The 13483-nt window shown below is 74.7% G+C and carries 15 protein-coding genes; 8 read left to right on the forward strand and 7 right to left on the reverse strand.

The annotated features are described in order from the left end of the window. Positions 1 to 136: 136 nt before the first annotated feature. Entirely contained in the window at positions 137 to 1201 is a 1065-nt protein-coding gene (locus ASF82_RS12870) for a sodium:calcium antiporter (RefSeq protein ID WP_056057703.1), read from the reverse strand. Positions 1202 to 1367: 166 nt separating this feature from the next. On the opposite strand from ASF82_RS12870, the gene ASF82_RS12875 reads away from it, so the two are divergent. Continuing rightward, a complete protein-coding gene (locus ASF82_RS12875) occupies positions 1368 to 2027 on the forward strand; it encodes a DUF6766 family protein (protein WP_082514623.1) in 660 nt (219 codons plus the stop codon). Here ASF82_RS12875 and ASF82_RS12880 read toward each other — a convergent pair. After that, positions 1971 to 2174 (reverse strand): hypothetical protein, encoded by a 204-nt coding sequence (locus ASF82_RS12880; RefSeq protein WP_056057706.1) that lies wholly within the window; start codon positions 2172 to 2174, stop codon positions 1971 to 1973. The genes ASF82_RS12875 and ASF82_RS12880 overlap by 57 nt on opposite strands. A gap of 195 nt (positions 2175 to 2369) precedes the next feature. Here ASF82_RS12880 and ASF82_RS12885 point away from each other — a divergent pair, with 195 nt between their 5' ends. Then, on the forward strand, positions 2370 to 2963 hold the full coding sequence (locus tag ASF82_RS12885; RefSeq protein WP_056057709.1) for a TetR/AcrR family transcriptional regulator: 594 nt from the start codon (positions 2370 to 2372) through the stop codon (positions 2961 to 2963). 134 nt (positions 2964 to 3097) lie between these two features. Further along, positions 3098 to 4057, forward strand: coding sequence for a helix-turn-helix transcriptional regulator (locus ASF82_RS12890; RefSeq protein ID WP_056057713.1), 960 nt, complete (start codon positions 3098 to 3100; stop codon positions 4055 to 4057). Positions 4058 to 4151: 94 nt separating this feature from the next. Here ASF82_RS12890 and ASF82_RS12895 read toward each other — a convergent pair whose 3' ends face one another. Next, positions 4152 to 4448 carry a hypothetical protein gene (locus ASF82_RS12895; protein ID WP_056057715.1) on the reverse strand — a complete coding sequence of 99 codons (297 nt, stop codon included), beginning with the start codon at positions 4446 to 4448 and terminating at the stop codon, positions 4152 to 4154. A 253-nt stretch (positions 4449 to 4701) separates the two neighbouring features. Between ASF82_RS12895 and ASF82_RS12900 the strand changes: the two genes are divergently transcribed. After that, positions 4702 to 6000, forward strand: coding sequence for an NAD(P)/FAD-dependent oxidoreductase (locus tag ASF82_RS12900; RefSeq protein ID WP_185230523.1), 1299 nt, complete (start codon positions 4702 to 4704; stop codon positions 5998 to 6000). A gap of 262 nt (positions 6001 to 6262) precedes the next feature. On the opposite strand, the gene ASF82_RS12905 is transcribed toward ASF82_RS12900, so the two are convergent. Then, on the reverse strand, positions 6263 to 7750 hold the full coding sequence (locus ASF82_RS12905) for an MFS transporter (protein ID WP_235491286.1): 1488 nt from the start codon (positions 7748 to 7750) through the stop codon (positions 6263 to 6265). 92 nt (positions 7751 to 7842) lie between these two features. On the opposite strand from ASF82_RS12905, the gene ASF82_RS12910 reads away from it, so the two are divergent. Together ASF82_RS12910 and ASF82_RS12915 are read left to right on the forward strand one after the other, a co-directional pair. Next, positions 7843 to 8406, forward strand: coding sequence for a TetR family transcriptional regulator (locus tag ASF82_RS12910; protein WP_056057718.1), 564 nt, complete (start codon positions 7843 to 7845; stop codon positions 8404 to 8406). A 56-nt stretch (positions 8407 to 8462) separates the two neighbouring features. After that, a complete protein-coding gene (locus ASF82_RS12915) occupies positions 8463 to 9044 on the forward strand; it encodes a GIY-YIG nuclease family protein (RefSeq protein WP_056057721.1) in 582 nt (193 codons plus the stop codon). 236 nt (positions 9045 to 9280) lie between these two features. Here ASF82_RS12915 and ASF82_RS12920 read toward each other — a convergent pair whose 3' ends face one another. Continuing rightward, positions 9281 to 10663 (reverse strand): APC family permease, encoded by a 1383-nt coding sequence (locus ASF82_RS12920; protein ID WP_056057724.1) that lies wholly within the window; start codon positions 10661 to 10663, stop codon positions 9281 to 9283. Between the two features lie 37 nt (positions 10664 to 10700). After that, positions 10701 to 11015, reverse strand: coding sequence for a helix-turn-helix domain-containing protein (locus ASF82_RS12925; protein ID WP_056059166.1), 315 nt, complete (start codon positions 11013 to 11015; stop codon positions 10701 to 10703). 195 nt (positions 11016 to 11210) lie between these two features. Between ASF82_RS12925 and ASF82_RS12930 the strand changes: the two genes are divergently transcribed. Beyond that, the gene (locus ASF82_RS12930) at positions 11211 to 11855 is read left to right on the forward strand and encodes an NAD(P)-dependent oxidoreductase (protein ID WP_056057727.1); all 645 of its coding nucleotides are present in this window, start codon (positions 11211 to 11213) and stop codon (positions 11853 to 11855) included. A gap of 115 nt (positions 11856 to 11970) precedes the next feature. On the opposite strand, the gene ASF82_RS12935 is transcribed toward ASF82_RS12930, so the two are convergent. Continuing rightward, positions 11971 to 12453, reverse strand: coding sequence for a hypothetical protein (locus ASF82_RS12935; RefSeq protein ID WP_056057729.1), 483 nt, complete (start codon positions 12451 to 12453; stop codon positions 11971 to 11973). 174 nt (positions 12454 to 12627) lie between these two features. Here ASF82_RS12935 and ASF82_RS12940 point away from each other — a divergent pair. Continuing rightward, the coding region (locus ASF82_RS12940; protein ID WP_235491287.1) for a Gfo/Idh/MocA family protein at positions 12628 to 13483 on the forward strand (856 nt) is incomplete at its 3' end.

Genomic DNA, 13483 nt, shown 5'->3' on the forward strand with positions numbered 1-13483 from the left:
GGTTCCCGGTGGGGATGACAAGGGTTCGCCGCCCCTCCCGAGATCGACTGGTCTCGTTACCCGACCGTGACCTGCGGGCCTGCACCGCGACTCCCGCCGGCCCGTGCCGAGGCAGCGCCGGGGCCGTGCGCCGCCGTCAGCTCGCGATGGCGAACAGCCCGCCGAGCCCCACGAGGTACAGCACGAGCACCACCAGCGAGTCGACGCCCATGCCCGCGATCCGCCGCCGGGGGCGGAAGAGCAGCCCCACCACGTAGACGAGCGTCAGCAGGGCCGCGAGCGCCGTCAGGTAGATGTCGGAGGCCTGCGCGGCGGGCAGCACCGCCTCGCCCGAGATGAGCGTCGCGACGAGGAAGAGCACGGGCAGGAAGGCGTTGCCGCCGAAGATGTCGCTCATCGCGAGGTTGTCGTCGCCCTGGTGCACGGCCTGCAGGCCGGTCGAGATCTCGGGCAGCGACGTGGCGAGCGCCAGCACGGTCGCGCCGAAGAGCACCCCCGACAGCCCCAGCTGCGACGACGCCGCGTCGCCCGCCCGCTCGAGCACGACGCCGGCGGCGAGCGTCGCGAGCGCCGACACGGCGAAGACGACGGAGGCGCGGGTCGTGCTCATGCGGGAGTGCGGCTCGGCGGGCTTCCGACGTCGGTGCCCCGTGGTGTGGGGCGACGCGTCGGGGGCCCGGCCCTCCTCGTGCCAGGGCAGCCCCTTCCCGGCGCGCTGCACCAGCAGCAGCCCGACCACCCAGAGCACGGCGATCAGCACCACGTCGGGCGTGAGCCGCAGCAGCACGAGCCCGTCGGGCAGCTGGCTGCCGGCCACGACGACCGTGAGCACGGCGACCACGACGACCGCCTCGAGCACGAGCGTGAGCGACGCGGCCCGGTAGGTGAGGGGCGCGACCCCCTTCCCCCGGCGGCCGAAGACGTCGAGCACCACGAGCACCACGGTCTGGATCGCGATGCCGCCGAGGATGTTGCCGACCGCGACCGACACGTCGCCCGACAGCGCCGCGCTGACCGTGATCGCGATCTCGGGGAGGTTGGTCGCGACGGCCAGCACGATGAGCCCGCCGAGCGCGCTGCCGATGTGCAGCCGGTCGTCGAGCACGTCGGTCGTCTTCGAGAGCTGGATGCCGGCGACCCAGGTCACGGCCGCCGCGGCGACGAAGATCACGATCAGGAGCCAGAGGGGGAGGGAGTCCACACGGCGAGGCAACTCCTCCCGACGGGCCGTGTCCGGCTCCGGGCCGCGGAGATCCGCCGTCGTCCGGGAGCGGGGCGCGGCCGCCCCCACCAGCACCCGGGGAGGCGCGGTGCCCGATCCCGAGGGAGGGCTCGACCCGCGGCCGGGGCCGGTCTAGGCAGGAAGCATGTCGTGCACACCTCGTCCGCACCGCACCGCCCCGCCGGCCCGGCGCCCGCTGTCGTCGGCCCTCGTCGCCGTCGTCGCGCTCGTGATCGCCGGGCTCGCGTCCGGCTGCGCGGGCCCGTCCGACGGCCCCCGCGAGGTCGGTGAGGGCTTCGCCGCCGACGTCGCCGAGAACTGGCAGTCGGAGTACCTGCAGTTCGTCCTCTTCATCGGCGCCACGGTCTGGCTCGTGCAGCGCGGGTCGACGGTGTCGGGCGAGCTCGACCAGGTCGGCCCTCAGAGCGACGAGCGGCAGCACGTGCGCGGGCACGCCCTGCCCGGCTCGCCCCGCTGGGCCGCGGCCTCGGGCTGGCGGCTGTGGCTCGCCTCCCACTCGCTCGGGCTCGTGATGGGGGCGATCTTCGTCGCCTCGTGGGCGGCCCAGGCCGTCACCGGCCACGTCGCCCACGACGAGCAGCAGCTGCTCGACCTGGAAGCGCCCACAGGTCTCGCCGGCTACGTCGCGTCGGCCGACTTCTGGAACCGGACCCTGCAGAACTGGCAGTCGGAGTTCCTGGCGGTCGGCAGCATGGTCGTGCTGTCGATCTACCTGCGCGAGCGCGGCTCAGCCGAGTCGAAGCCCGTCGGCGCCGCCCACGACGACACCGGGGTCGAGGGCTGAGGCGCCCTCGGCGAAGAAGTCGGCGTAGCGCGCCTCGTCGACGGCCGGGGGCACGTCGGCGGGGGCCGGCGCAGGCACGGCGCGGCGCTTCGGGTACGCGCCGATGTGGGCGCGGGGCACCGCGGAGTCGCTCGAGTAGGCCGTCACGGTGCTGACGCTAGGGGACGGGAGCGACGCCCCGGGCCCCGGGCGACGGGGCACGAACGCGGGCGGCCCCGCACCGCGCATGCCGGACAACCGGGGGCCGACCTCGGCCCTGCGCGGCCACTCCCGCTCGTTCTGCCGATCGTGCAACTAGTGTCGTGCAGGTCCCGACCAGACCCGACCGATCGATCCGAGCCCATGTCCACAGCCGCCGTGAAGCCCCCGCCCCTCGACGTCACCGGGCGCCACGTCGTCGACGTGGCCGACGACCTCTTCAACGCCCGGGGCATCCGGTCGGTGCGCCTGCTCGAGGTGGCCACCGCCTCCGGCGTCGAGATCGACGAGATCCGCCGCCTCTTCCAGTCGAAGTCGGGGCTCGTCGAGGTCGTGCTCGAGGCCCGCCACGTCACCTGGTCGCAGCACATCGCCGACGCGACCGTCGAGGTGCCCGACTCGCGCGACAAGCTGCTCGCCATCTTCGGCTACCTCGAGGAGTGGTTCGCGGAGGACTCCTTCCAGGGCTGCGTCTTCATCAACTCCTACGGCGAGCTCGGCCGCAACAACACGCGGATCGCCGAGATGGCCCAGCGCCACAAGGAGTCGTTCGTCGCCCTCGTCACCGATCTCGCGCTCGACGCCGGCCTGCCCCGCGAGCTCGGCTCGAGCATCGCCCTGCTGGCCGAGGGCGCCCAGGTCTCGGCCGCGATGACCCGCACCACCTCCCCGGCCCGCGACGCCCGCCAGGCGGCCGCGATGCTCATCGCGCTCTACCAGGACGACGACGAGCGCTGAGCCCGCTCCCCCGCGCCGAGCCGCTCCCCCATCTCGGCCCCTCCCCTGCACTGGGGCCGCGCCCGGACGGTCGGTCTGTCCACCCCGCGCATCGTCGGGCCCCGGGGTACAGCGCTTCGTGCGACACTCAGCCAGTGCGCGCCCTCGAGAACACCCCCGTGAGGCTCGAGCTCACCTCGTCGGACCTCACCACGGCGCGCGAGACGCTCGAGGGCCCTTTCGCGTCCGGCCGCTTCGACGCCCGGCCCGTCCGTGACCGCCCCTTCTCCTTCCGGCACGCGGCCGTCGGCGACACCGCGATGACCCTCCGCGAGACCCGGTTCGCCGGGCACCTCGGTGGCGGGCTCGCTCCGCACGACGAGTACGTGGTCGCGTGGATGCAGTCGGGCACGGGGTCGTTCACCGAGGGCCGTGACGAGACCGAGTTCACCTCCGGCACGCCGGTGCTGCTGCCGCTCGAGACCGACTACTCGTTCGCCTTCGACGACTTCGTGCAGAAGTGCGTGCACTTCCGCACCACCGACCTCGAGCGCGTCGCCGCCGAGCGGGAGGGCGCCGCCCCCGGCCGCCTCCACTTCGACCGCCGGGCCACCCCGACGCCCGCCGCGATCCGCGCCTGGTGGAACACCCTCGCCCTCGTCTCGCGCACGGTCACCGACCCCGAGGTCAGCCCGCTGCTCGCCTCCGAGATGTCACGGCTGGCGGCCGTCGCCCTGCTGCAGCTCTACCCGTACCGCAGCGCCGACCTGCCGCCGCAGCTGCAGGCCCCGCGCAACGCCCGCATGCGCACGGCGGTCGAGTACGTGCACGCCCACGCGCACCTGCCGATCACGTCGACCGACATCGCCAAGGCCGCCGACCTCAGTCTCCGGGCCCTGCAGGAGGGGTTCCAGCGCACCTTCGACCTCGCCCCCACGGCGTACCTCCGCCAGGTGCGGCTCGACCGCGCCCACGACGAGCTGCGGTCGGCCGCCCCGGGCGCGACCTCGGTCGCGACCGTCGCCCGCACCTGGGGCTTCGCGCACCTCGGCCGGTTCTCGGCGTCGTACATGGAGCGCTTCGGCGAGTACCCGCGCGAGACCCTGGCGAGCTGAGCTGAGCTGAGCTGCGCTGCGCTGCGCTGAGCTGCGCGGAGCTGGGCTGGGCTGGGCTGCGCTGAGCTGGGCTGCGCTGGCTGCGCTGCGCCCGCTAGCGGCGGGCGGCGCGCGCCGGGCGCGCGGCGCGGTCGCGACGGGGCGGCAGGCTGAAGAGCGGGATCACCGGGGCGAGCCCCTCCTCGGGCTGGGCCTCGACCGGGCGGACGGGCTCGACCCGCGCCTCCCACGCTTCTCCCTCGTCGATGACGAGGCCGCCGAGCTCGGCGCCGACGGGCACGAGCTCCTCGAGCGAGGTGACGAGCGCCAGTCGGTCGCGGGCCTCCCGGTCGTGCCGCAGGAAGGCCGACGCGGGGGTCGCGGGGCGGCGGTAGAGCACGTAGCCCTTCACGTCGTCTCCCGCCGTCGAGGTCGCCCGCGGCCTGGTCGGCGCGGGCCCGGCGAGGTCGTGGCCGGAGCCGGAGGGGGTGCCCCCGGATGCGCCGAGCCTACGCGGCGAGGCGGTCGCTGTCCGCGGCCCGCGGACACGTGCCTCCTGAGGCTCGCTCAGTGGGTAGCCTGTCCTCCGGACGGGACACGATCCCGGCCATCCTCGGGGTCAAGGGCGACCACCGGCTCGCACCACACATCGCAGGAGTCAACTCATGGCTGAAGACAGTCGCCCCCACATCGTCATCGTCGGTGGAGGCTTCGCCGGCATCGCCGCCATGCGGGCGCTGCGCCACGCCGACGTGCGCATCACCCTCGTCGACCGTCACGTCTACAACATGTTCCAGCCGCTCATGTACCAGGTCGCCACGGGCGGCCTCAACGCGGGCGACGTGACGTACTTCCTCCGCAGCCTCCGCTCGAAGCAGTCGAACGCCGAGTTCCGCCACGGCCTGCTCACGACCGTCCGGGCCGACGAGCGCGTCATCACGCTGCGCGACGGGGAGGAGATCGCCTACGACGCCCTCGTGCTGGCGAACGGCGTCAACACCAGCTACTTCGGCACGAAGGGCGCGTACGAGTACGCCTACTCGATGTACTCCCGCTCGCAGGCGCTCCGCATCCGCGACGAGCTGTTCACGCAGCTCGAGAACGCCGCGGCCTCGGTCGGCAGCGGCGAGGTCCGGGTCGTCATCGTCGGCGGCGGCGCGACCGGCGTCGAGATGGCGGGCTCGCTCGCCGAGCTGCGCGACCAGGCCCTGAAGGACGCCTACCCCGAGATCGACGCCTCGAGCATCACGATCACCCTCGTGCACCGCAGCGGCGAGCTGCTCAAGCCGTTCTCGCCGCGCCTCCGCAAGTACGCCGCGAAGGTGCTGCGCAAGCGCGGCGTCGACCTGCGCCTCGACACCGGCGTCGAGGAGGTCCGCCCCGACGGCGTCGTCGCGGCCGACGGTGAGTTCATCCCCGCCGAGCTCGTGATCTGGGCGACCGGCGTCGCCGCCCACGCCGAGGTGGCCGGCTGGGGCGTGCCGCAGACCCACGGCGGGCGCATCCAGGTCAACGACGACCTCACCGTCAAGGGCCTCGACCGCATCTTCGCCGCGGGCGACATCGCCGCGACCGACGACGCCCTCGCCCAGCTGGCGCAGCCGGCGATCCAGGGCGGCGAGCACATCGGCGAGCAGATCCAGCGGATGCTCGCGGGCAAGCCCCTCGAGAAGTTCAAGTACCACGACAAGGGCACCATGGCGACGGTCGGCACGAACGCCGCCGTCGTGCAGCTGCCGAACGGCTTCACCCTGACCGGGCCGGTCGCCTGGCTGCTGTGGGTGTTCGTCCACATCACCAGCCTGCTCGGCAACGGCAACCGCCTGTCGACGCTGACGCACTTCTTCGTGCGCTACCTCTGGGCGCTCCGCAAGCGGGCGATCCCGATCGTCGGCGACGTGCGCCCGGTGCGCCCGAACGGCGACCGCGCGCCCGAGAAGTGGCAGACCGAGAAGGCGGAGTAGCGCCCTCAGGGCAGGCCGCCTCCCCGCGCCGCCCTGCGCCCCCTCGCCGCCCTGCGCCCGCGCGCCGCCCTGCGCCCGCGCGCTGCCCTGCGCCCCTCGCGAACCACCGACTGATCAACGAACCACCATCTGACGTGGTTCGTTGATCAGTCGGTGGTTCTGTCGTGTGGCGGCGGCAGCGGCGGCAGGGGGGCGGGGGCATGCAGGAGGCGCGGTGCCGGAGTGACCGACACCGCGCCTCCTGGGTGCTGCTGCGGGCTGCTCAGCCCATGTGCACCACGGGGCCGGAGGGGAGCAGGTCCTCCTTCGAGCCGCGGATCATCACGAACGAGATGACGGCGGCGACGAGCGTCGCGACGCCGGCGGCGACGAACGCGGCCGAGTAGCCGTCGACGAGGCTGCCGAGGCCGACGGCGGCGCTGCCGGCCACGGCCGACGCGTAGAGGTTCGTGTAGACCGCGAGGCCGACCGAGCCGCCGATCTGCATCATGGCGTTCGAGGTGGCGCTGGCCGCGCCCGCCTCGTGCGGGGCCACGCCGGCGAGGGCGAGGTTCTGCATGGGCACGAAGACGCCGGCGAGGCCGACGCCCATCACGATCAGCGGGGGCAGCACGTGCGTGGCGTACGCGCCGTCGACCGTCACGAGCGAGAGCCAGAAGAGGCCGGCCGCCGCGATGACCGGGCCGACGATCATCAGCACGCGCGGGCCGATCACGGGCAGCAGCTTGGTGAGGATCGGCGCCATCACCATGATGACGAGGGTCATCGGCAGGGTCGCGAGGCCGGCCTCGAGCGGGCCGAAGCCGAGCACGATCTGCAGGTGGAAGGTGAGGTAGAGCAGGGCGCCGATCATGACGCTGCCGACGATCAGCTGGACGAGGAAGGCCCCGCCGCGGACGCGGTCCATCAGCACGCCGAGCGGCAGCAGCGGGTGGTCGGAGCGCTTCTGGATCAGCACGAAGAGGGCGAGCAGTCCGGCGCCGAGGGCGATGAAGCCGATGACGACGGCGGAGCCCCAGCCGTCCTCCGCCTGCGTGAAGCCGTAGACGAGCGAGGCGAGGCCGAGGGCCACGACCACGGTGCCGGCGACGTCGAGGCGGTTGTCTCCCTCGGCCTTGCTCTCGCGGACGACGAGGGCGGCCGCCACGATGGCGACGATCACGATCGGCACGTTGACGAGGAGGCACCAGCGCCAGCTGACGAACTCGGTCAGCACGCCGCCGAGCACGAGGCCGACGGCGGCGCCGGCACCGGAGATGGCGCCGAAGACGGCGAAGGCGGTGTTGCGCTCGCGCCCGCGGTCGAAGGTCGTCGTGAGCACGGCGAGGGCGGCGGGGGCGAGCAGGGCCGCGAAGACGCCCTGCAGGGCGCGGGCGGTGACGAGCAGCTCGCCGGTCGAGACGAGGCCGCCGAAGGCCGAGGCCGCGCCGAAGCCGACCATGCCGACGATGAAGGTGCGCTTGCGGCCCCAGAAGTCGGCGATGCGGCCGCCGAGCAGGAGGAGCGCGCCGAAGGCGAGGGCGTACGCGGTGACGACCCACTGGCGGTTCTCGTCGGTGAGGCCGAGCTCGGCCTGCGCCTGGGGCAGGGCGATGTTGACGATGGTGCCGTCGAGCACGACGACGAGCTGGGCGAGGCCGACGATGACGAGCACCCACCAGCGGCGGCTCGGGTGGGCGGGGGCGGAGCCCGGCGTGGGCGACGCGGAGGGCGCGGTCGTCGGGACGGAGCCTGTCGATGAGGTGGTCACTGTTCTCCTGGGTAGGGCGGGTCCCGGCATGAGGACCGGGCAACACTACCAACCATTTGGTTGGAGCGCCACCGTGGGCTAGGTTCTCGCCCATGGCCCACGACGCGAACGAGACCCGACGACGCATCCTCGAGGCGGCGACGGCGGAGTTCTCGGCGCGCGGGCTCGCGGGTGCCCGGGTCGACCGCATCTCGGCCGCGGCCGGCTGCAGCAAGGAGCGCCTCTACGCCCACTTCGGCGACAAGGAGGCGCTGTTCACGACGGTGCTGAACCTCTCGTTCGCGGACCTGGGCGCCGCCGCTGCCGTGCCCTACGCCAGCGCCGAGGAGTTCGCCGTCGCCCTCTTCGACCACCTGGCCGAGCACCCCGAGAACCACCGGCTGCTCAGCTGGGCCCGCCTGGAGGACACGCACGACTGGCAGGCCTCCTTCGCCGTGCTGCAGGAGACCCGCGACGCGTCGATCGACCAGCTCGACCGGGTCGGCGCCGTGCGCGCGACGCCGTGGGGCGGCGACGACCTGTTCGCCGTGCTGCTCTCGATCGCGTCGGCCTGGGTGCAGCTGCCCGGGCTGGAGGGGGCGCCGACCGCGACGACGGGGCGGGACGAGCAGCGCGAGATCGTGCGGGAGGCCGTGCGGAGGCTGGTGCGGGGGTAGCGCGCGGGACGGGCTGCCGCGGGGGCGGCGTCGGTGGTCGGTCGTACGGTCCGGGGATGGACCTGACCGACGCCCCGCCGTGCACCGGCGGCGGCGACTGCCCGCACGCCGTCGAGCCGGGTGCGCCCGTCCCGCTCTGTCGACGGCACCTCGAGCTGGCCGCGGACTGGTGGGGCGACGCGGAGCGGGGAGGCGTGGGCATCGGCGTCGAGGACGCGCTGCCCACGCCGTGCCCGGCCTGCGGAGCGCGACTCGGGGTGCGCTGGCCCTCCGCCTGGCTCTGCGCGGTGTGCGAGTGGCGGCAGGGGGACGTCCCGGACGGCGAGCTGGCGCCTCCCCGGGTGGACGTCGTGTACTACCTGCGCTTCCGCGACAGGATCAAGATCGGCACGACCGGGAACCCCCGTCAGCGCCTCGCCGCGATCTGGCACGACGAGCTGCTGGCGCTCGAGCGCGGTGACCGCGCCGTGGAGCGGGCACGGCACGAGCAGTTCGCGGCCCAGCGACACGGACGCACGGAGTGGTTCACCGCCGACGGCGAGCTGCTCGCGCACGTGCGCGCCCTCGCCGAGGGGCAGCCCGACCCGTGGTCGCTGCACGCCCGCTGGAGGAGCGAGGCGGTCGCGCGGCGCGTGTGATCCGGGCGGGGCGGTACGGGCGGGATGCGCGGGACGGAGCGCGGGTGGTCGTCGAGCGTCGGGGGCGTCGGCAGCGGGTGCGACCGCGACCGCGACAGCGACCGGATCGTCCGTGCGACCGGACGACGCCCCCCAGAATGCTCGATCCACTCCGGAGTGGAGCAGCCTGGCTCGAAGGGCACACCTACCGAACGCCGCTCCGCTCCAGAGTGGATCAGCGCGGAGCGGGACCGTCCTCAGAGCCCCGTCGTCCGAGACCCGCTCCGGCCGGCACCCGGCGACCCGCGCCTCCGACGGAGCACCACGAGACGACCCAGCACCCCCACCACGAAGACCGCCGCCGCGGCGAGCACCGACGCGAGCGGCAGCGTGACCACGAGCGCCACGCACGCGACCGCCCCCAGCACCGGCAGCACGCGCGGCCAGCGACGGTGCTCCCCCGTCTGCGTCAGCGCCGCGACGTTCGCCACGAGGTAGTAGACCAGCACGCCGAACGACGACGCCCCGATCACGCCCCGCAGGTCGACGGTCAGCACGAGCACGCCGACGACGGCGGCCAGCACCAGCTCGGCCCGCAGGGGCACACCCCTCCGGGCGTCGACCACGGCGAGCCCCCGGGGCAGGTCGCCCTCGCGCGCCATCGCCAGGCTCGTGCGCCCGATGCCCGCGACCAGGGCCAGCAGGGCCCCGCTCGCCGCGACCCCCGTCGCGACCGCGACCACCGGCGCCAGCCACCCCGCTCCGGCCGCCTCGACGGCGTCGACGAGGGGGCGCTGCGACGCCGCCGTCCCCGCCGACCCGAGCGCACGGAGCAGCACCAGCGCCACCGCGGCGTACACGACGAGCGCGGCCGACAGCGCGATGACGACGGCCCGCGGGATCGTCACCGACGGGCGCCGCACCTCCTCGGCGAGGGTCGCGATCCGCGCGTAGCCCGCGAAGGCGAAGAACAGCAGGCCGGCCCCCTGCAGGACGGCGACCGGCGTCGGTCCCGCACCCGCGCCTCCCGCACCGTCCCCACCACCGGCACCGCCCGCGCCGGAGGCGGCGTCGACGACCGCCCCGACCCCGGGAGGCGCGCTGCCGACCACGACCACCACCAGCACCAGCACGGCCAGCACCGCGGCCACGATCACCGCGGTCGCCGCGGCGGTCCGGGTGATGCCCGCGGCGTTCAGCACGGTCACGGCGACGACGAGCAGGAGGGCGGCGGGGCGGGTCCACGGGTCGGGCACCAGCGCGACCGCCGCGGTGGTCGCCATCGCCGCGCAGCTCGCCGTCTTGCCGACGACGAACCCCCAGCCCGCGACGAAGCCCGGCCACTCGCCGAGCCGCTCGCGGCCGAACGCGTAGGCGCCGCCCGAGGTCGGGTGCTGGGCCGCGAGCTGCGCCGTCGACGTCGCGTTGCAGAACGCGACGACCCCGGCGATCAGCAGGCTCACGAGCAGCAGGTCGCCGGCCGCCGCCGCGGCGGGGGCGAAGGCCGAGAAGACCCCCGCGCCGATCATCGAGCCGAGCCCGATCACGACGGCGGCGCCGAGGCCGAGCCGCCGCTGCAGGCCCCCGGGCCCGGGCGACGAGGGGGCGGACGAGGCCGAGGGAGGCGGGGCGGCGGTCACGCGCGGAGCATACCCACCGCGGGTGACGCGCCCGCGCTCAGGCCCGGCTGTCGTACTCCCGCTGCGAGTCGCTGACGTCGCCGAAGTGCTCGATCGACCAGCGCTCGAGGGCCTTGAGCGGGGCCCGGAGCGTCTGGCCCGCCTCCGTCAGCTCGTACTCGACGCGCGGCGGCACCTCGGCGTAGACGGTGCGCGAGACCAAGCCGTCGCGCTCGAGCCCGCGCAGCGTCTGCGTGAGCATCTTCTGCGAGATGCCGTCGACCACCCGGCGGATCTCCGAGAAGCGCCGCGGGCCGTCGTCGAGGGTGCCGACGACCAGCACCGTCCAGCGGTCGCCGATGCGGTCGAGCACCCGCCGCGTCGGGCAGCCCGCCTGGTAGGGGTCGAGCTCGTACGACGAGGCGTCGAGCCCGCTGGTCTCGCTCGTCGACTCGCTGAGCTCGCGCGTGGCCGGATCGATGGTTACCAAAAAGTGCCTACTTCCCGATGGATACCAATGGACGTAGCGTAGCCCCGTACCGCCCCACCGCGACAGAAGGAGAACCACATGACCCGCATCACCGTCTTCGGAGGAACCGGCTACGCCGGCAGCGCGATCGTCGCCGAGGCCGCGCGCCGCGGCCACGAGGTGACCTCGGTCAGCCGCTCCGTGCCCGAGCAGCAGGTCGAGGGCGTGCGCTACGAGACCGGGTCGGTGCTCGACGCCGACGTCCGCGCCCGTGCGGTCGCCGGGGCCGACGTCGTCGTCTCCTCCCTCTCGCCCCGCGGCGAGCTCGACGGCCAGATCGTCGAGGCCGACCGCGAGATCGCGACCCTGGCCGCCGAGCACGGCGCCCGCCTCGTCGTCGTCGGCGGCTTCAGCTCGCTCCGCCTCGAGGAGGGCGCCGAGCGCCAGGCCGACACCGGCCAGCTGCCGCCCGAGTTCGCCGCCGAGGCCCTCCAGATGCACGCCGTGCTGCTCGAGCTGCTCGACCGCCCCGAGGGCCTCGACTGGACCTTCGTCTCGCCCGCCATGCTCTTCGGCGCCTACGCACCCGGCGAGGCGCTCGGCCGCTACCGCGTCGGCGGCGACGTCGCCGTCTACGACGCCGAGGGGAACTCCGCGATCAGCGGGGCCGACTTCGCCCTCGCGATCCTCGACGAGGTCGAGACCCCGGCGCACGGCCGCGAGCACATCAACGTCGCGTACTGAGCGACCACGGGGTCACACGGTGACCCCGCGCGGGAGGCGCGGTGCCCGGTCGACGGGCACCGCGCCTCCGGCGTGTGGTGGGGTGGTGCGCTCGGCCCACGCCGCCCGGAGCGGCTCAGCCCCGGCGGCGGCCGATCGCGACCGCGAGCGCCAGGACGGCGACCGTGACGCTGCCGCCGACGGCGAGGAGGACGCGCTCCTGACGGCGGCCCGCGAGGGCGAGCCGGTTCGTCGCGTCGCGGAGGGAGTCGGCGGCCGTCTCGGTGACGTCGCGGCTCGCCTGCGTCACGTCGGCGACGATGCGCTCGGCGGCGGCGGCGAGGTCGCGGCCCTCCTCGGCGGCGTCGTGCAGCAGGCCGCGGGCGTGCTCGGCCGCGTCGCGCCCGGTGGCGGCGGCGCCGTCGACGAGGCGGGCGGCACGGTCAGCGGCGTCGCGCCCGGTCGCGGCGCTCTCGCGGACCTTCTCGCCCGCCTTCGCGGCGAGGTCGCGGAGGGCGGCGCGGTCGTCGGGCGAGACGACGCCGCTCTCGTCGAGGGCCGACAGCGCCCGGCGCGCTGCGGCGCGGAGGGAGTCGCGGGGCCTGTCTGGTTCGCTCATGTCGTCGCCTCTCGTTCGCGGTGCTGAGGCCCCGACGCTACCCCGCGCACATCCGGATGCCCCTAGGTGGGCCCCGGCGGGCGCGGAGGGCCCAGGACGAGGCATCTCGACGCCGCCGGGGCGCAGCGTGCCGCGGCGTGGCGCGTCGTGCCGCGGCGGGGCCAGCATGGGGGCATGACCCTCACCTTCCCCTCCTCCTCCGCCGCAGCGCTGCGCGGGGGCCCCGCCCTGCGCTGGGGCGTCATCGGCGCCGGCGAGATCGCCGGCGACTTCACCGACGCCCTGCACTCGCTCACCGACCAGCGCGTCGTCGCGATCGCCTCCCGCAGCCAGGAGCGCGCCGACGCCTTCGCCCGCCGTCACGGCGTCGAGCGCGGCCACGACGACGCCGCCGCGATGGTCGCCTCCCCCGACGTCGACGTGGTCTACGTCGCCACCCCGCACACCCGGCACCGGCCCGACGCCCTGCTCGCGATCTCCGCCGGCAAGCCGGTGCTGATCGAGAAGCCGATGGCCGTGAGCACCGCCGAGGCCGACGAGATCGCGGCCGCGGCCCGGGCGGCGGGCGTCTTCGCGGCCGAGGCGCTGTGGACCCGCTACCTCCCCCACATGACCGTCATGGCCCAGCTGCTGGCCGACGGCGCGATCGGCGACGTGCGGCTCGCGACCGCCGAGGTCGCCTGGGCGAACGACCTCACCGCTCCCGGCCGCATGACCGACCCGGCCCTCGGCGGCGGCGCCCTGCTCGACATCGGCGTGTACGCCGCGTGGTTCACGCAGTTCGCCGGCGGGCACCCGGTCGAGGTGCGCGCCTCGGGCACCACCCGCGCCGACGGGGTCGACCTGGAGGCCGCGATCGTCACCCGCAGCGACCGCGGGGTGCTGGCGACGGCGGCGACCAGCCTGCTGGCGACCTCGCCCGGGCACGGGACGATCAGCGGCTCGGCCGGCTCGCTGCGGACGCTCGAGAACCTGGTCTTCCCCGCCTCCTTCGAGCTCGCGACCGACGAGGGCACCGCCGTCTGGAGCG

The sequence above is a fragment of the Frigoribacterium sp. Leaf164 genome (genome assembly GCF_001423665.1).
Classification (GTDB): domain Bacteria; phylum Actinomycetota; class Actinomycetes; order Actinomycetales; family Microbacteriaceae; genus Frigoribacterium; species Frigoribacterium endophyticum.

What these genes read in the sequence shown, in the direction of transcription:
- ASF82_RS12875 (WP_082514623.1), top strand. Translation starts at nt 1,368, where the DNA reads ATGTCGTGCACACCTCGTCCGCACCGCACCGCCCCGCCGGCCCGGCGC.
- ASF82_RS12885 (WP_056057709.1), top strand. Translation starts at nt 2,370, where the DNA reads ATGTCCACAGCCGCCGTGAAGCCCCCGCCCCTCGACGTCACCGGGCGC.
- ASF82_RS12900 (WP_185230523.1), top strand. Translation starts at nt 4,702, where the DNA reads ATGGCTGAAGACAGTCGCCCCCACATCGTCATCGTCGGTGGAGGCTTC.
- ASF82_RS12910 (WP_056057718.1), top strand. Translation starts at nt 7,843, where the DNA reads ATGGCCCACGACGCGAACGAGACCCGACGACGCATCCTCGAGGCGGCG.
- ASF82_RS12915 (WP_056057721.1), top strand. Translation starts at nt 8,463, where the DNA reads ATGGACCTGACCGACGCCCCGCCGTGCACCGGCGGCGGCGACTGCCCG.
- ASF82_RS12930 (WP_056057727.1), top strand. Translation starts at nt 11,211, where the DNA reads ATGACCCGCATCACCGTCTTCGGAGGAACCGGCTACGCCGGCAGCGCG.
- ASF82_RS12935 (WP_056057729.1), bottom strand. Translation starts at nt 12,453, where the DNA reads ATGAGCGAACCAGACAGGCCCCGCGACTCCCTCCGCGCCGCAGCGCGC.